A 16,360-nucleotide genomic window follows, 5' to 3' on the forward strand; every position below is an offset into this window, starting at 1 on the left:
AAAGTATAATTTTAAGCTCATTTCTTCTTCGTAAAGTGGGCGTCTTCTCATGCATTCTGTCATCCAGCAAGCCAAGCGACTGGTTATCAAAGTCGGTTCTTCTCTGGTCACCAATGATGGCCGCGGGCTTGATCAGGCGGCCATTGCCAAATGGGCGGCGCAAATCGCCACTTTGCGGGTGATGGGAAAAGAAGTGGTCTTGGTCAGTTCCGGTGCCATTGCTGAGGGCCGGCAGCGCTTGGGTTTTGAGCAGCGCCCGAGCGCGATTCATGAATTGCAAGCCTGTGCCGCCGTTGGTCAGATGGGGCTGGCACAGATTTACGAGAGCAGTTTTCGAGCCCATCAAATCGGTACCGCGCAAATTCTGCTGACACACGCCGACTTGGCCGACCGCGAACGCTATCTCAACGCACGCGCGACCTTGCGAACCTTGCTAGGTTTCGGCATCGTTCCTATCATTAATGAAAATGATACCGTGGTGACCGATGAAATCAAATTCGGTGATAACGATACGCTCGGGGCCTTGGTAGCCAATTTACTCGAAGCCGATGCCCTCATCATTCTGACCGATCAGCGCGGCTTATATACGGCCGATCCGCGCCGTCATGCCGATGCCGAATTCATCCACGAAGCGCGCGCCGGCGATGTCGCGCTTGAAGCGATGGCCGGTGGGGCCGGTACCAGCTTCGGCAGTGGTGGTATGTTGACCAAAATTTTAGCTGCCAAGCGCGCCGCCAGTTCCGGTGCGCACACCGTGATTGCCTGGGGCCGTGAAGATAATGCGCTGGTCCGATTGGCAAGTGGCGAAGCGATCGGCACCCAATTGCTATCACAAATGGCACCGCGGGCGGCGCGTAAACAATGGATGGCCGATCATTTGCAAACCACCGGCCAGTTGGTGCTTGATGACGGTGCCGTGCAAAAACTCAGCGAAGAAGGGAAATCACTGCTGCCGGTCGGGGTGGCGGAAGTGCGCGGCCAATTCAGCCGCGGCGCGGTAGTGACCTGTCTGGATAAAAACGAGCGCCCGGTAGCGCGTGGCTTGTCGAATTATTCCAGCACCGATGCGCGCCGCATCATGCGCAAGCCCTCGGGCGAGATCGCGGCGATTCTCGGTTTTGTCGAAGAGCCGGAGCTGATCCACCGCGATAATTTGGTTTTGCTGTAAGTACGCTAAGAATTACTTAGCGCCGCAAGCGTGCCGCTTCAAAGCGACGCAGCAGCAGCGGTACTTTGCCGGCGATGGTGTTCCCCTCGCAGAAGAAGTCGGTATATAGCACGTGCTGTGGCAAGTTGGTGCCGTTGGTCGAAATGCGATCCCATTCATTGCGCCGCGATGGCGACCAGCTGCCGTCGGGTCGACCGAAGGCGTAGAGCTTGCGGATATAGCTGTCGCAGCGGATCGCTTCATAGCTGATATTTTTCACGCCAGTGCCACTGGTGGCGACTAAGGTGTAACGGATGCTGTTATCGGCGGCGATGCTGATGGAGCTGCCATCGATGGCAAACAGTTGGCTGGCGCTGCGATAGAACTCGATCAGATTGTCTGGTTTCGGCGTGGCCGGCAACTGCAGCGGCGCTTCTTGCCATTCCTTGCTGGTTTCGTCTTCAGTGTCACTCGCTTGCGCCGGCAGCAGCGCGCCCAAACCGAGCAGTAAACCGGCACACAGCAGACCGGTCGCGCTGGCCGAGGGGAGGGAAAACAGTTTCATTATTTCTCTTCTTCCGGGTCAATGGTAGGGGGCAGGCTGACATCGCTTGCCGCTTGGTTGTTCGGGCGGATTACGCGCGTGCGCAGACCGGGGACGGTATCATTCCGGTGTATGTAGCGTGACAATTCCTGTAAGGCGAGTTGGTACACGCCGCGCTTGAATTCAATGACGACATCAAGTGGCACCCAGTACTCATGCCAGCGCCAAGCATCGAACTCGGGATGATTACTGGCACGCAGGTTGACGTCGCAATCGCGACCGGTCATACGCAATAAAAACCAAATTTGTTTTTGCCCGCGGTAATGCCCACGAATTTCACGTTTGATAAAATGATCGGGCACCTCATAACGGAGCCAATCACGGGTGCGGCCGATAATTTTGACATGCTCAGGCAACAGGCCGGTTTCTTCTTCCAACTCGCGAAACATAGCCTGTTCAGGAGACTCGCCGTATTTAATCCCGCCTTGTGGAAATTGCCACGAATGCTCGCGCACGCGCTTTCCCCACCAGACTTGATTGTTAGCGTTAAGCAAAATTATGCCTACGTTAGGGCGAAAGCCTTCACGATCTAGCATGTGCAACCTCACAAACTTTCTGTGGCTGAATGCTTTCTTCTTGCAATTGACCAGCCATACCTCAAAAAGGCGGCCCGATTTTCAGCGGGTAGCAGCCAGTCGGGCGAACAAAATGGGTTTTCTTGATCAAATATGCAAAGAGTGGGCGCATTCGCCAGCTAATCCTTTAAAATTGGGTTGATTATAACCTTCCATTTAAAAAGAATCACTGTCATGCGAGCTACCCGATTTTTTATTTCTACACTTAAAGAAGCCCCTGCCGATGCCGAAGTCGTCAGCCACCAACTGATGATGCGCGCTGGGATGATCAAGCGGCTCGGTTCCGGCATTTACAATTACATGCCGATGGGCTTGCGAGTGATACGAAAAGTAGAAAACATTGTGCGCGAAGAAATGAACCGCGCCGGTGCGATTGAGATGCTCATGCCGGTGGTGCAGCCGGCCGAATTATGGCAAGAAACCGGCCGCTGGGACAAAATGGGGCCGGAACTGATGCGCGTCAAAGATCGCCATGGCCGCGATTACATCATTCAGCCTACCTCAGAAGAAGCGATTACCGACGTCGTGCGTTCCGATATACGCTCGTATCGCCAACTGCCGGTGAACTTTTACCATATCCAAACCAAGTTCCGCGATGAACGTCGGCCGCGCTTCGGTCTCATGCGTGGACGCGAGTTCACCATGAAGGATGCGTATTCTTTCGATCGCGATGTGGCCGCCATGAAGCAGTCGTATCAATTAATGTTTGACGCCTATACCCGCATCTTCCAACGCTTCGGCTTGCAATTCCGGGCGGTGGCGGCCGATAACGGTGCCATCGGCGGTTCCGGTTCGCATGAATTTCACGTCATCGCTGAAACCGGCGAAGACGCTTTGGTGTATTGCCCTAGCTCCGATTACGCTGCCAATATGGAAGCGGCCGAAGCGATCGCCTTAGCTGCCGTGCGTCCGGCTGCGCAAGCGCAGTTGCAGCAAGTGGCGACGCCGGGTAAGGCGAAGTGCGAACAAGTCGCTGAGCTGCTGGCCATTCCGCTGGAAACTACGGTGAAATCGATCGTGTTGACGGTGGAGTCGGAAGACTTCGACGAAGCCAAGAAACAAGTGTGGCTGCTGCTGCTGCGCGGTGACCATGAACTCAATGAAGTCAAAGCCAATAAAATTCCCGGCTTGGCCAATTATCGTTTCTCTACCGAAGCCGAAATCATCGAATGGTTCGGTACGCCACCGGGCTACCTCGGTCCTATCCATACCGTCAAACCGGTGCAGGTAGTAGCCGACCGTACGGTGGCGAATATGGCTGATTTCGTGTGCGGTGCCAATCAAGCCGATTTCCATTTTACCGGTGTCAACTGGGGGCGTGATTTGCCGGAAGCATTGGTCGCTGATATTCGCAATGTCGTCGCCGGTGATCCTTCGCCCGATGGCTTGGGGGTGCTGGCGATACAGCGCGGTATCGAAGTCGGCCATGTGTTTCAACTCGGTACACGTTATTCACAAGACATGAAAGCCAGCTTCCTCGATGAAAACGGCAAGCCGCAATTGCTGCAAATGGGTTGTTACGGCATCGGTGTGACGCGTATTCTGGGTGCTGCGATCGAACAGAATTACGATGCCAAAGGCATTATTTGGCCGACTGCCATCGCCCCGTTCGAAGTGGTGCTGTGCCCCTTGGGCATGGATCGCAGCGAGGCGGTCAAGGAAGCTGCTGAAACCCTGTACACCGGTTTGTTGGCCGCCGGTGTCGATGTTATTCTCGATGACCGTGGTGAGCGTCCTGGTGCCATGTTCGCTGATTGGGAATTGATCGGTGTACCGCATCGTATCGTCATCGGTGAGCGCGGTCTCAAAGACGGTAATCTCGAGTACATCGGTCGGCGTGACGCTGCCGCGACCAACGTCGCCGTGGCCGACATGTTGACGTTTGTGCAGGCCAAGCTTGCGGCTGCTTAAGCAATTGCTGGCTGTCTGTGCGCTGCTGCTGGCCGGCAGTGCACAGGCGGGGAATCAGATCGAAGAAGCGATGGCCGATTCGGTGCGATTGGCGCTGGCCAAGGCCATTTCCGATCCGCGTCCGCCCCAGCCGGTATTCAAAGATTTTGACGAGCGGATTCGTTACCTCAACTGGCTCGCTGAAATGTCGACGCGCCTCAAGCGGCGCCTGCCGGACTACCAAACCCGCATCGAATTACTGAGCGTGATTTGGTATGAATCGCGCCGCGCCGGGCTCGATCCGGCCTTGGTGATGGGGCTCATGCAGGTCGAGTCGGCCTTTCGTAAATACGCTACTTCGGTAGTTGGTGCGCGTGGGTATATGCAGGTGATGCCGTTTTGGTCGCGCGTGATCGGCGACGGTGACGCCAAAAAGCTGTTCGACATGCAAACCAATCTGCGCTACGGCTGCGCTATTCTGCGCATGTATCTGAATATGGAAAAGGGTGACCTGTATTTGGCTTTGGGCCGGTATAACGGTAGCCGCGGGAAACCCGAATACCCGAATGCGGTGCTGGCGAATTGGAAGCATTGGGAATTCAAGCAGTAAGGTGACTTGCCGTATGCTGCCGGTTTGGTCTCTTCCAGTGCCGTAGTCTTTTCCTGCAGATTAAGATCGCCGGACCCGCTTTTCATGGGAAGGCAGGAAGGGCGGCCAACGCCAGCGATGAAGCTGCACGTGTTGGCCGCGCCCCTTTAACATCATTTTTTCTGCAAGCCACCAGCATGCTTGGGCGAGACGGTAGCTTGCTTCTTGGTTGCGCCTGATGCAGCCTTGGCGGAGACAACTACCCTCTTGGCAAGGGCGCCCTTGGCACTGACCTTGCGGACAGAAACTGCCTTTGCTGCGAGCTTCCGGGTAGGCGCTTTGGCAACAACGGCGAACGCTTCGGAATCATTGGCAGCCGAATTGGCCTCTTGCCACGGGAGAAAATTCGGAAGGTCGATACGGGTGCCGTTTCTATCTACCACCGACAGTTCGAGCGTCATCCCAAGCGATTTCAAGAATCGGCGCAGCGTGGAGACGTAGGTGTCAGAGCGCTTTTCGAGTTGCGAAACTGCGTTCTGTTTGATGCCCAGCTCTTTCGCCACCTCGGCCTGGGTTTTTCCCACAGCTTTGCGGAAGTCGGTAAGCGTGCCGGCGTGCGCGATCATCTCTTCAACTTTTGTCTGGGAAAGAGCTGCAATTTTCGCCTGGCGATCAGTTGTCAGGTTTTTGATGATGTCGTCTAGGTTTCTGCCCATGGCTATTCTTCTATTTCTTTCCTTTGGCGCTTTTGGCCTTCGTAGGCTTGACAGTCTTGGCAGCTTTTATGTCCGTCAGGTGCTGATCGAAACGTTTGTTGGCTTTTTTTAATAGGTCTTTGTAGAACTTGTCTTCATCGATGCCCTGCTTATCGGCTGCCACCAAGATGATCGCTTCACGATCAGGATCGAAGGCAAAGGCTGCCCGCCAAATTTCCGCGCCGTTGTTTGCCTTGAAACGAAGCTCTTTCATATTGGGGTGCCTGGGGTTGTCTAAGGTTCCAACGTGGGGCCGATCAGCGGCTGGCCCTAGCTCTCGCACGGCGGCAGCAGCGGCAAGCAATTCATCTTGAACATCTTGTGAGAAAGCATCGAATTCGGGATCAAATTCGTCGTGGAAAGACACTTTCCACTTCTTAGATTGAGTCAATTATCATCTCCGTATGATATCATGTCAAGCTGATTTTTTGATGCCATGCAGCTCATAGGCGACCTTGTCGTGCCGACACTTTGCCGGAAAATTCGCAAAGTGTGCTGTCATTCCCCCTTGCTCTCGCCTCGTCATTCTCGCGTAGGCGAGAATCCAGTGGCACCTTAGTGCCTTCAGGGTGGGCGCGTCGATCAAGGGCACTTTTTTCTGTGAAATTAACACGCCCTGCTGCGCCTGAGTAGCACAGATATAAAAGGCGCGTACGCGCCACTGGATTGCCGCCTGCGCGGCAATGACGAATTGGGCGGCTGGGTGGATGCGCAATCGACCTAACTTGTGGGTAATGATCAGCGCGCTGGCGACGATCCATTAAGTTGTTGGAGGTTTTGGCGCTTCGATTGCCAAATTTTTTGCCAATTTTTAGGGGGATTTTTCAAATTCTCCCCCTAACAAGTTAATGGATCGTCGCAAGCGACGATGGAAAAGACTCTGGAAGGGGTTTGCATCCCCTCCCATCGCGTCGCTCCTTCGTCGCTCACCGGCCAAAAGAGGCTGTCGCAAAAGCCTGATGGACGCTTTTTTACACCTGAAACACCGTATACCTCGTCATTCCCGCGTGCTTTTGGCGGGAACCTAGTGTCGTTTTTTACACTGAAAATTCCACAACTTCTGGCATTTTCAGTTAACCACGAACGCCGCTGGATTCCTGCCAAAAGCGCGCAGGAACGACGTTACGGGCGGCTGGGGTAATGATGCAGACTGAAAACCCTTTTGCGACAGCCTCTGAAGGCCGGGGTTTCAAACCCTAGTCAGATTTTTGATGAACAGAAACAAAAATGCCCGCGCGATGCGGTAATGCCGTTCAGTTAAGCAGTTTTTCGCACAATACGAACGGCATAGCGGTTTGGTCTAGCCTTGACGGCCCGGTCGTATTGACGATCGGGCCGTTCGTCATTGAGGAGGCTAACCAGCCTTTCGCGTAGATGCTTCATCGAAGCGGGCAGCTTGCCATAGGATCTGGTGACGGCAGCCCAATGCAGCTCGAACTGGATCAAGTGGAATGCCCGGATAAAGCTCACTTCAGTGGGCTCGCACTTGACCGTCAAGGCCGCCTTGGCGATCTCCAGGCGGATCAGGTTGTAGGCAATCAGAGTGCCCCAGATTTCCTGATAGACGCCGTCTGTTGTTTTCGAGCGCAGGGTCAGCGCTGTGCCCAGCATTGTTTGCTTGAGTTCGCGGTAGCTCGTCTCGATGCCCCAACGACGCTCGTAACAGTTGGCGATATCGACGGGCTTGTAGCGGCGGCGCTCACGCAACGAGGTCAGTAGAACGCGTTTTCGCGCCTGCTGATCGACAACGGTGATGGCACGCGCCTCCCAGAATTCTGCCAACTCGGGGCACTTGGCACGGGCCTGCGGCGACACCCGCATCCGGACGATGCAATCGTTCTCATCGCCCTCGATCAGTTCCCATCGGGTATTTGATTTGGCGGGAATAATAAAGTGGCGATCCGTGCCGTGCTGCGTCAAAGCACACAGGATTTCCGCAGACAGAAAGCCGCGATCGAAGACGGTAAGCGATTCATTGGGCACATCAGCGATCAACTGCTTTGCGTACAACATCTCATTGGTGCCGTAAGGGCCGAACGCGGCACTGTGAACGATATGCGTCGGCAAAGCGGTCAGTGTCACGCCGCGTACTTGCGGATAGCTGGCGAGAGCACCGCTGGCGTAAAGTTGGGCGCCGAAATGGCTCCGGTTCTCGACGTTGTCATGGGTGCGCAACGTGGTGCCGTCCATAGCAAACAGTTGCAGCCCTTTAAATAGATAGGCGCGGCGATCCTGGCCGCTCCAGTGACGGGCGGAGTGATCGAACAGCCACTTCAGCGGTTCGGAACCAAGGCGCTGGCGCGCCTGTGCCGCCGCACTCTTACTGACAAAAGGCGTTTGCGAATCCGGCACCGCCAATCCGAGATCATCCAATACTTCGCCGATGGACTTGTGGCGATACAGCGCCAACGCCACCATTAGCCAAACCACTTGTTCGGCCGGCAGCCGCCGATGGCGAATGCTGGTTGCATCGGTGCGCTTCACGGCCTGTTCGATCCACTCGATAGGCAAATGCTCGCCAAGTCGCCGCCAGTCGGGTGACTCAAGGTGGTTTGCCAGGAAATGAAGGGTATCGTCGAACATTGCGACGAAGGTTAACAGCATGCCGTAACGTTTACAACCACTAAATAAAAATGCCGTTCAGTCTTAACTGAACGGCATTACGCGCGATGCGGGCATTTTTGTTTGGGGCGGGAGTACAGCTTCCCGTTAACGCTCCCAAGCTCACGTGCTGCCTGGTATAGAAACAATCAGGACAGGTGGCCGGAAATGAGTTTAGTCATTTCGAACATCGAGACTTGCGGCTTGCCATCAAAAACGGCTTTCAGCTTGTCATCGGCGTTGATGTTGCGTTTGTTTGCAGCATCTTGCAGGTTGTGCTTCTTGATGTATTCCCATACTTTTTTGGTTACTTCAGTACGCGGAATCGGTGCGGCACCGATGACTGCTGCCAGAGTTGGGGAAATCGTCATCGGCTTCATGAACGCGGCATTCGGCTTGCGTTCGGCTGCCGGTTTTGCAGCGGCTTTCTTAGGTGCTGCTGCGGCTGCAGTTGTTGCTTTTGCTGCGACAGGTTTTTTTGCTGCTGCTGGTTTTGCTGCCTGGGTCTTTGGTGCTGTTGCCATAAATAGCCTCCTTCACAAATTTCGTGGACGGAGCTTTGATCATTTTGAAAAGCTCCTGCATTGCGTCACTTCACGCATCGCTAATAGTGGTGGGGTTTTTACAGTCATGCAAGTGTTTTTTGCCAGTTTTTACAGAAAAAGCCCCTGAATTTGCGCTTCGTTGGATTCCAGACCAAAAAAATGCCGGATCAGAGGGGGAATCTCTGCGCTCCGGCATTTTTTATCGCTCTTGCTGTGCGCTGAAATTCAGCGTTTTCCGGGCATCATGCCCTTCATTCCGCGCAACATTTTCATCATCCCGCCGCCGCGCAATTTTTTCATCATCGTTTGCATTTGCTCGAATTGATTGAGCATACGATTGACTTCCTGGATCTGTACTCCCGCACCGGTGGCGATGCGGCGCTTGCGCGAAGCTTTGATCAATTCCGGTTTGGCGCGCTCGAGTGCGGTCATGGAATTGATCATTCCTTCCATACGGCGCACTTGTTTCTCGGCATTGTCCATATTGGCACCGGCAGCCGCTTGCTGCATTTGTGCCGGCAGTTTATCCATCAGGTTAGACAAGCCGCCCATGTTTTTCATCTGCGAGATTTGCATCTTGAAATCATTGAGGTCAAATTTTCCGCCATCTTTGATCTTGTGCGCCAAATTTTGAGCTGCCGCAACGTCCATGCCTTTCTGTGCCGATTCTACCAAGGCCAGAATATCGCCCATGCCGAGTACGCGATTGGCCATGCGGGTGGCATCGAAAGCTTCGAGGCCATCGAGTTTTTCTGCCACACCGACGAATTTGATCGGCTTGCCGGTGACATAGCGCACCGACAGGGCGGCACCACCACGGGCGTCACCATCGAGCTTGGTCAGCACCACGCCGGTCAGCGGCAGGGCATCATTGAAGGCCTTGGCGGTATTGACGGCATCTTGACCGAGCATGGCATCGACCACGAACAGGGTTTCGATGGGATTGAGAGCCGCATGCACCGCGGCGATTTCTTGCATCATCGCTGCATCGATACCCAAACGGCCGGCGGTATCGACGATCAGCACTTCATGATGGTGTTTCTTGGCGTAATCGAGTGCGGCCAAGGCAATATCGACCGGCTTTTGCTGCGCTTGCGAGGGGAAGAAGTCGGCCCCGACTTGTTCGGTCACCGATTGCAGCTGCGCGATCGCGGCTGGACGGTAGACGTCGACTGAGACCGTCAAGACTTTTTTCTTTTTTTGCTCGCGCAAGTATTTGGCCAGCTTACCGACCGTGGTGGTTTTACCGGCACCCTGCAAACCAGCCATCAGGATGATGGCTGGCGGTTGACAGGCAAAGCTCAGCAGTGAGGCTTCGGGGCCGAGATCGGCACCCATCAGGGCCGCCAATTCTTTTTGCACCACGCCGACCAGTGCCTGGCCCGGTGTCAGCGAGGCCATGACTTCTTCGCCCAGGGCTTTTTCTTTGACGCGGGCGATCAGTTCGCGCACGGCCGGCAAGGCCACATCGGCCTCCAGCAGTGCCATCCTTACTTCGCGCAGCATGTCGGCGGTATTGGATTCGGTCAGACGGGCTTCGCCGCGCATGGTCTTGACCACTTTGGCGAGACGTTGGGTGAGATTATCGAGCATAGTGAGAATTTCTGTGAAAGATGCAGTGTATGCAGCGACCAGAGCGGCCGGGTATCCGGCATTTTAACCGATTCGAGCCGATCATAAATTGCCGTTTTGTCTGATGTGCGGTGATATTTTTCATTCCGATCGGGCAGAAAGCAGGTATATTCACAGCATGTTTTGCCCGCCGCGATCGGCGCGCCGGCAGCGTATTGCAGCCCACTGCAGACACCCAGAGGAGACGTGAATGTTTAAAAAAATATTACTGGTATGGCTAGCCTGTGCCGGTGCCGCCCAAGCCGATGAGACGATACGGCTGGGTAATCTGAAATTTGCCCACTATGGTGCGGTGTCATATATCAAAGAAATCGCGCCGAAATGCGGTATCAAGGTCGATGAACGGGTGTTCCCCAAAGGCCTCGATGCGATGCAGGCGGTGATTGCCGGTGAACTCGATATCGCGGCGGTGTCGTCGGAAGCGGTGATTTCAGCGCGCGCCTCTGGTACGCCGATCTTTTTGGTAGCCGGTTTTGCCCGAGGTGGCGTGCGTTTAGTCGGGCGCAGCGATCTCGGTATGAAAACGGTGAACGATTTAAAGGGTAAAAAAGTCGGCGTTACGCGCGGCGGCATTCAAGATATTTTGCTGGCGGCCGAATTGGCCGGTGCCGGTTTGACGTATTCCGACCAGGCCGGCAAAGATGTACAAATCATTTATCTCGGTTTTCCCGATCTGAACCAAGCTTTGATGGGGAAAAACATCGATGCGATGATGCAGTCGGAACCGTATTCTTCGCAATCCTTGAGCAAGGGCTATGGCCAGGAAATCATCAAACCGTATGATACGCCGATCGGCGAGCCGGTGCGCACGATGGTGATGACGGAGAAATTTTACAAAGATCATCGACCGGCGGCGGAGAAATTCATGCGCTGTTTCGTTGAGGCGACCAAGTTGTTCATCGATAATCCAGCCTTGGCCGAGAAATACGTGCGCGAAAATATGTTCAAGGGCCAAGTCAGTCATGAAGACTTCGTTAATGCCATCGGTAACTCGCCGTACACTTACGATATCACGGCCGAGCATATACAAATCACCACCGATTTGATGCAAAAATACGGCGTCGGTAAAATGCTCAAGCCACCGCTGGCGAAAGACTGGGTCAAGACCGATTTACTGGAACAGGCTAAACGCAGCCTCAACGTTAAATGAGCGCAGCGGTGCGGCAGAAATGGCGCGGCGCGGCGACCGGCTTGATTGTCCCGGTGCTGCTGATCGCGCTGTGGCAGAGCGTTACCACGCTAGGCTGGGTGAATCCGCAAATCTTACCGTCACCCTGGGCGGTGCTGTTGAAATGGCTGGAATATGCCGCCCCGAGCGCGCCCTACGACGCGGCGAACTCGAGCTGGTTAGCGTGGGCCGTGTCGGGTGAACTGATCGGCGACACCATAGGCAGTATGGGGCGCGTGTTGTCGGGCTTTTTCATCGGCGCGGCGCTGGCGCTGCCGCTGGGTTTGGGGATGGGCGCGAGTGCGCGCGTGTATGCCTGGCTCAATCCCTTATTGCAGGTGCTAAGGCCGATTCCGCCGATTGCGTATATCCCTTTATCGATACTGTGGTTCGGACTCGGCAATCCACCGGCGATTTTTCTCATCGCCATCGGGGCTTTTTTTCCAGTGCTGATGAATACGGTTGCCGGTGTGCGGCAAGTTGACAGTATTTATATCCGCGCTGCCCGTAATCTTGGTGCCGGACCAGCCACGCTGTTTCTGCGCGTGATGTTGCCAGCAGCGGTGCCGTATATTTTGGCCGGCGTGCGCATCGGCATCGGCACCTCTTTTATCGTGGTGATCGTGTCAGAAATGATCGCGGTCAATAATGGTCTCGGTTTCCGTATTCTGGAAGCACGTGAGTACTTCTGGTCCGATAAAATCATTGCTGGGATGTTAAGCATAGGCATGCTTGGTTTGGCGATTGATTTGGCGGTGAATCGACTCAATAACTATCTGTTGCGTTGGCATCGCGGCTTGGAGCACTAATATGACAGCCTCTCCGATACAAATTACCGCCGTCAACAAGGTGTTCGGCACGGCAGAGTCGGCCGTGGTGGCACTGCGTGACATCAACCTCACGATCGCCGCGGGTCAGTTCGTTTGCCTGCTCGGCCCATCGGGCTGTGGCAAATCGACTCTACTCAATGCGATTGCCGGGTTTTCCTTGCCGAGCACGGGCCAGATCGTCGTCAACGGCGTCACGGTGAGCGAGCCGGGGCCTGATCGCGGCATGGTGTTTCAGGAATATGCCTTGTTTCCATGGATGACGGTGGCACAGAATATTGCCTTCGGCCTCGAGATCAAAGGGATAGCTGCGCGCACGATTGCCGCTCGCGTGGCCGAACTGGCAACGATGCTCGGCTTGTCTGACTTTTTACAACGTTTCCCGAAAGATTTGTCGGGCGGCATGCGCCAACGCGTCGCGATCGCGCGCGTGCTGGCACTCGATGCGCCGGTGATGTTGATGGATGAACCCTTCGGTGCTCTCGATGCTTTGACACGTAGAAACCTGCAGGATGAATTATTGCGTATTTGGGTAGAGTTGAAGAAAACCATTATTTTCGTCACGCACAGCATCGAAGAGGCGATTTATCTGGCGGATCGGGTGATTGTGATGACGTATCGTCCCGGTACCGTGAAACGCGATGTCTTGATCGATTTGCCGCGCTTGCGCGACCCTTCTGCGCCGGAATTCAATCAGTTGAAGCGCGAATTGGGTCAGTTGGTCATGGAAGAGCAGCAACGTCATCATCAAGATGAGTTGAAGATGGCGGCGCTGGATTAAGGAAGCGCTTGCTTGCTCGTTTTGCCAAAAAAGTGAGCAAGTCTTGCACTTACTTGCTACTATGAAGAAAACTATCGCGACCAAAAGGAGCCAATGATGGAGATTGATCAACTGACGAGTACTGTTGCTTCGACGTCATTGAACGCATTCAGTACCAGCAAGCTGGCTGCTGGCAATGGGGCCGCTGACTCAGCCATTGTCGCGCCAACCGCGCCGCCACCGGCGGCAACGACACAAAGCGCGGCCAGCGACGCCGCTTCACTCAAGCAATCAGCCGCGAGCCTGAATAAAAATGCACAGCCGCAGTTTGGTCGCATCGAGTTCAGTGTCGATACGCAATCGGACAAGATGGTCTTGCAAGTCGTCGACCAAGAAACCAAGCAAGTGTTGTTGCAAATTCCATCTAAAGAAGCGCTGGCACTGTCACGCAGCGTGGCTGACGGCGGCAGTTTGATCCGCGCCTCGGCCTGAGTGTGAACTCGCGTCGATTAAGCTGACCAAGCGATCGAGCGCCGCCAAGGCGGCCGCGATCAGGGCCTCGGCCGGTAGCGGATCTTGCGCGGCGACCAGCATCGCTGCACTGACACATAAGCGCAGCGCACTGACTGGCACACCAACGCGCTGGCCGCACAACACCGGTTGACCAAGTGTGTAGCAATCGGCCGCGCTGGTATGTTCCGCAATTCCCTCCATCCCTTCAATCCCTTGCAGGCGTCGATACAAGATGGCCGTTTCGTGGCGTGCCAAGGGGCGGCGTTGACCATCGTTGGCGACGGCATACAGCACAAAGGGGAAAATACTCGGCTCTTGATCCCAGCTCCTTGCTGTAGCGAGCGCTTGGCGATCGAGATTGGGGTTGGCCAGCGCTTCGAAATGCGGGTCTTGCGCCAGACGGTTGGAAACGGCGGCTTGGAAACGACGCAGGAAGGGAATGACAGCGGCATCGTCGAGCGCGGCGAAACGACGTAGTTCGGCCAACGCAGCTTCCCAGCGCAACAGCAGCCCGAAGTTACTGCCTTGTGCCAAGCTGGACGCGGCTGGCCAGTTGGCCGGCCAGTCTGCGGCCCAAGAATAGGCGCGCGCGCCGGGTGGTAGGGCGCGAAAGCTGGCGGCTTGGCCCGGTGGTATCAGTAAGGCACCGGAGAAAGTTGGGCCGGCGAGAAATTTCGAACCGGTCAGCGCGACGCAGAAATCTAATTCGAGGTAGGCGCGCAAACTGGCGCGCGACAAGCGAAATTGGCAGGCATCGACCAGTACTTGGATATGCTGCGGCCAAGTTTGCTGAAAACGGCGCACGCTGGCGATGGCGGGGAAAATCATGCCGGTCTTGCAAACATCGGTCAGAATTAACAGCACGCGTTGTCCGGCCGCAACGGCGCTGCTTAAAATTTGCTCCAATTCGGCATCGACCTCTGCTACGGTGCGCGGATTGCCGGCCGCGTCGCGTGCCGCCACAGTCTGCAGGCGACCTTGCCAGGCGCTGACCGCGCGGTCGCTGGCCATGCCAGCCGCACAACTGGCATCGGCGCTGAAATGTTGACCTTGCAAGGCGGCCGCTAAGCCACTGCCGGTTTCGGCCAAGTCTATCATGACGGTCAACTCTGGCTGTACCGCTTGCGCCAACAATAAATGGATGTCGGTGCCGGAGGCGGCGATCAGCATTTCTACCCCCGGATAGTCCGACACGCCGCATAAGCTCAACAGTTCCGTGCGCAGTCGCTTGACTTCGCGCTGGTACACGGTGGGCTCATCACTGATGGCGATTTGCTCGGCGCAGCGCTGGCGCAGTGCCATCGCCGCTGCCATGCCGGCGCTGGAAATGGTCGAGGCCGTCGATGAGCCGAAGGCATGTAAGTCGCTGCTCGGGCTGCTGCTGCAGCCGTATTTGTTGCGCCCTGTTTGCGGGTCAGGAACAATGCGCGCATCACCACCGCTATGCAGCAGCGTGCCGGTGTCGGGGAAGGTGCTCACTGTATTGCGATGGTATTGGGGGCCGGCTGCCGGCTGGCGTTACCCAGCATTGCACGAAATGCCCGGAATAATTTTTTCATCACGGCTTGCTTATACTCGTACATATCGAGCGGATCCATCGCATGCACCACCATGGCATTGTCGACTTCAAAGATGAGTAAGTCGCCGCTGGCGCTGACGGCGCAATCGATGCCGATGTAGGGTAAGCCCATGCGTTGATCGATCAATTTCAGGGCGGCGGCATGGGTGACGGCGAAGTCTTCATCAAACTGCGCCATGCACAGGGCTTCTTGCTCGCGCTTATTGCCATCCTCATTCATGCCGGCATTGAGATAGTGAATCATCCAATGTTTGGACACTGCCATGTGGCACAGGAAGGGACGGCCTTCGATGAGGGCGATGCGGTATTTGCGGAACCAGCCGTCGGCGCTGCGATAGTCGACAAAGCGCGATAAGTAAAAGTCGGCGGCGTCGACGCGGCTCAGATAGCCGGCCAGTTGGGCGCGGTCGTCTACCTTGTCGAGATTGGTTCCGGCATGCGAGCCCAGTGGTCGGATGATGAGTGGAAAATCATCGCCGGGTAAGAGTTGGCTGAGCGTGAGTTCGTTGGCGGCCAGCGATAGCAAAGTGGCACGCTTGGCTCGCACGGTGCGCGGCATATCGATGCCGGCGCAATCGGCGAGTGTCGCGCAGACACCGTCGCGCGTCAATTTGGCGATGTATTGCGGTAAATTGATGACTGGACGCGGCCAGGTGGCGGTCAGTTGTGCCAATTGTGCCAGCAAGGCTTGGTTGCTTTCTGATTCAGCCATCGCCACCATCATCACATCATGCTCGGGAACGATGTCGGGCCAGGCCGCATCACGTGTCAGGTAGAGAATATCGAAACTGACATCGGATTCTTCCAGCAAAAATTCAATCGGCGTATTGGCCATCAAATCGCCCGGCCCCATGATCACCAACAGGCGCAAACCGGGGCCGTCTTGGGTGGCGGGAAAATGATAGAGCGGCTGGGTTTTGATGGCTTGGGCTTGCATGGCCAAAGCCAGATCGTGGTGGCCGGTGATTTGCAAATAGACCGAGCAATCCATCAAAGCATGGGCATCATCGATATGTTCTTCGGCACGCTTGAGCAGCGCCATCCCGAGTGCTTGCATATCTTGTTTGGCAAACGCGCGCCGCAGCAGCGGGGCTACCCCGATCAAGGGTGAGAAAGCTTGTCCGGCCATGTCGGTCATTGGGTCATTCATTAAATTTCCTATGCAAAATGCGCCG

18 protein-coding genes are annotated in these 16,360 nt (G+C 55.5%); 8 read left to right on the forward strand and 10 right to left on the reverse strand.

Going from position 1 to position 16,360, the window contains the following annotated elements; all coding sequences use genetic code 11:
- Nucleotides 1-49 precede the first annotated feature (49 nt).
- Complete coding sequence (gene proB, locus RHM61_RS08965; RefSeq protein WP_322250773.1) at nucleotides 50-1,168, forward strand: glutamate 5-kinase; 1,119 nt, start codon at nucleotides 50-52, stop codon at nucleotides 1,166-1,168.
- Between the two features lie 16 nt (nucleotides 1,169-1,184).
- Here the strand turns inward: proB and RHM61_RS08970 are convergent, their stop codons facing one another.
- Both RHM61_RS08970 and RHM61_RS08975 read right to left on the reverse strand, forming a co-directional pair.
- A complete protein-coding gene (locus tag RHM61_RS08970; protein WP_322250774.1) occupies nucleotides 1,185-1,712 on the reverse strand; it encodes a CNP1-like family protein in 528 nt (175 codons plus the stop codon).
- Nucleotides 1,712-2,287, reverse strand: coding sequence for an RNA pyrophosphohydrolase (locus RHM61_RS08975; RefSeq protein WP_322250775.1), 576 nt, complete (start codon nucleotides 2,285-2,287; stop codon nucleotides 1,712-1,714). The genes RHM61_RS08970 and RHM61_RS08975 overlap by 1 nt, the downstream gene beginning before the upstream one ends.
- Before the next feature lie 213 nt (nucleotides 2,288-2,500).
- On the opposite strand from RHM61_RS08975, the gene RHM61_RS08980 reads away from it, so the two are divergent.
- Nucleotides 2,501-4,237: a proline--tRNA ligase gene (locus RHM61_RS08980; RefSeq protein ID WP_322250776.1), complete on the forward strand. Its 1,737-nt coding sequence runs from the start codon at nucleotides 2,501-2,503 to the stop codon at nucleotides 4,235-4,237.
- The gene (locus tag RHM61_RS08985; protein ID WP_322250777.1) at nucleotides 4,224-4,826 is read left to right on the forward strand and encodes a lytic transglycosylase domain-containing protein; all 603 of its coding nucleotides are present in this window, start codon (nucleotides 4,224-4,226) and stop codon (nucleotides 4,824-4,826) included. The genes RHM61_RS08980 and RHM61_RS08985 overlap by 14 nt, the downstream gene beginning before the upstream one ends.
- Nucleotides 4,827-4,978: 152 nt before the next feature.
- Here the strand turns inward: RHM61_RS08985 and RHM61_RS08990 are convergent, their stop codons facing one another.
- The 3 genes from RHM61_RS08990 to RHM61_RS09000 are packed head-to-tail and all read right to left on the reverse strand — an operon-like array spanning nucleotide 4,979 to nucleotide 6,275.
- Entirely contained in the window at nucleotides 4,979-5,521 is a 543-nt protein-coding gene (locus RHM61_RS08990; protein WP_322250778.1) for an XRE family transcriptional regulator, read from the reverse strand.
- 10 nt (nucleotides 5,522-5,531) lie between these two features.
- Nucleotides 5,532-5,951: a type II toxin-antitoxin system RelE/ParE family toxin gene (locus RHM61_RS08995; protein WP_322250779.1), complete on the reverse strand. Its 420-nt coding sequence runs from the start codon at nucleotides 5,949-5,951 to the stop codon at nucleotides 5,532-5,534.
- Nucleotides 5,952-5,975: 24 nt separating this feature from the next.
- Nucleotides 5,976-6,275 carry a hypothetical protein gene (locus tag RHM61_RS09000; RefSeq protein ID WP_322250780.1) on the reverse strand — a complete coding sequence of 100 codons (300 nt, stop codon included), beginning with the start codon at nucleotides 6,273-6,275 and terminating at the stop codon, nucleotides 5,976-5,978.
- 153 nt (nucleotides 6,276-6,428) lie between these two features.
- Between RHM61_RS09000 and RHM61_RS09005 the strand changes: the two genes are divergently transcribed.
- Nucleotides 6,429-6,701 (forward strand): hypothetical protein, encoded by a 273-nt coding sequence (locus tag RHM61_RS09005; protein ID WP_322250781.1) that lies wholly within the window; start codon nucleotides 6,429-6,431, stop codon nucleotides 6,699-6,701.
- A gap of 116 nt (nucleotides 6,702-6,817) precedes the next feature.
- Here the strand turns inward: RHM61_RS09005 and RHM61_RS09010 are convergent, their stop codons facing one another.
- The 3 genes from RHM61_RS09010 to ffh all read right to left on the reverse strand — a co-directional run bounded on the left by RHM61_RS09010 (nucleotide 6,818) and on the right by ffh (nucleotide 10,299).
- Nucleotides 6,818-8,143, reverse strand: a complete 1,326-nt coding sequence (locus RHM61_RS09010; RefSeq protein ID WP_322251044.1) for an IS4 family transposase — start codon at nucleotides 8,141-8,143, stop codon at nucleotides 6,818-6,820.
- A 167-nt stretch (nucleotides 8,144-8,310) separates the two neighbouring features.
- A complete protein-coding gene (locus RHM61_RS09015) occupies nucleotides 8,311-8,685 on the reverse strand; it encodes an SWIB/MDM2 domain-containing protein (protein ID WP_322250782.1) in 375 nt (124 codons plus the stop codon).
- A gap of 246 nt (nucleotides 8,686-8,931) precedes the next feature.
- Nucleotides 8,932-10,299 carry a signal recognition particle protein gene (gene ffh, locus RHM61_RS09020; protein WP_322250783.1) on the reverse strand — a complete coding sequence of 456 codons (1,368 nt, stop codon included), beginning with the start codon at nucleotides 10,297-10,299 and terminating at the stop codon, nucleotides 8,932-8,934.
- A 229-nt stretch (nucleotides 10,300-10,528) separates the two neighbouring features.
- Between ffh and RHM61_RS09025 the strand changes: the two genes are divergently transcribed.
- The 4 genes from RHM61_RS09025 to RHM61_RS09040 all read left to right on the forward strand — a co-directional run bounded on the left by RHM61_RS09025 (nucleotide 10,529) and on the right by RHM61_RS09040 (nucleotide 13,585).
- On the forward strand, nucleotides 10,529-11,488 hold the full coding sequence (locus RHM61_RS09025) for an ABC transporter substrate-binding protein (RefSeq protein ID WP_322250784.1): 960 nt from the start codon (nucleotides 10,529-10,531) through the stop codon (nucleotides 11,486-11,488).
- On the forward strand, nucleotides 11,485-12,315 hold the full coding sequence (locus RHM61_RS09030; protein ID WP_322250785.1) for an ABC transporter permease: 831 nt from the start codon (nucleotides 11,485-11,487) through the stop codon (nucleotides 12,313-12,315). The genes RHM61_RS09025 and RHM61_RS09030 overlap by 4 nt, the downstream gene beginning before the upstream one ends.
- 1 nt (nucleotide 12,316) lies before the next feature.
- Nucleotides 12,317-13,114, forward strand: a complete 798-nt coding sequence (locus RHM61_RS09035) for an ABC transporter ATP-binding protein (RefSeq protein ID WP_322250786.1) — start codon at nucleotides 12,317-12,319, stop codon at nucleotides 13,112-13,114.
- Nucleotides 13,115-13,210: 96 nt separating this feature from the next.
- Nucleotides 13,211-13,585: a flagellar protein FlaG gene (locus tag RHM61_RS09040; RefSeq protein WP_322250787.1), complete on the forward strand. Its 375-nt coding sequence runs from the start codon at nucleotides 13,211-13,213 to the stop codon at nucleotides 13,583-13,585.
- Here the strand turns inward: RHM61_RS09040 and RHM61_RS09045 are convergent.
- Both RHM61_RS09045 and RHM61_RS09050 read right to left on the reverse strand, forming a co-directional pair.
- Nucleotides 13,538-15,085 (reverse strand): hypothetical protein, encoded by a 1,548-nt coding sequence (locus RHM61_RS09045; RefSeq protein ID WP_322250788.1) that lies wholly within the window; start codon nucleotides 15,083-15,085, stop codon nucleotides 13,538-13,540. The genes RHM61_RS09040 and RHM61_RS09045 overlap by 48 nt on opposite strands.
- Nucleotides 15,082-16,335 carry a RimK family alpha-L-glutamate ligase gene (locus RHM61_RS09050; protein ID WP_322250789.1) on the reverse strand — a complete coding sequence of 418 codons (1,254 nt, stop codon included), beginning with the start codon at nucleotides 16,333-16,335 and terminating at the stop codon, nucleotides 15,082-15,084. Before RHM61_RS09050 ends, RHM61_RS09045 begins: the two co-directional genes overlap by 4 nt.
- Between the last annotated feature and the right edge of the window lie 25 nt (nucleotides 16,336-16,360).

The organism is Undibacterium sp. CCC3.4 (assembly GCF_034347425.1).
Lineage (GTDB): Bacteria > Pseudomonadota > Gammaproteobacteria > Burkholderiales > Burkholderiaceae_D > Undibacterium.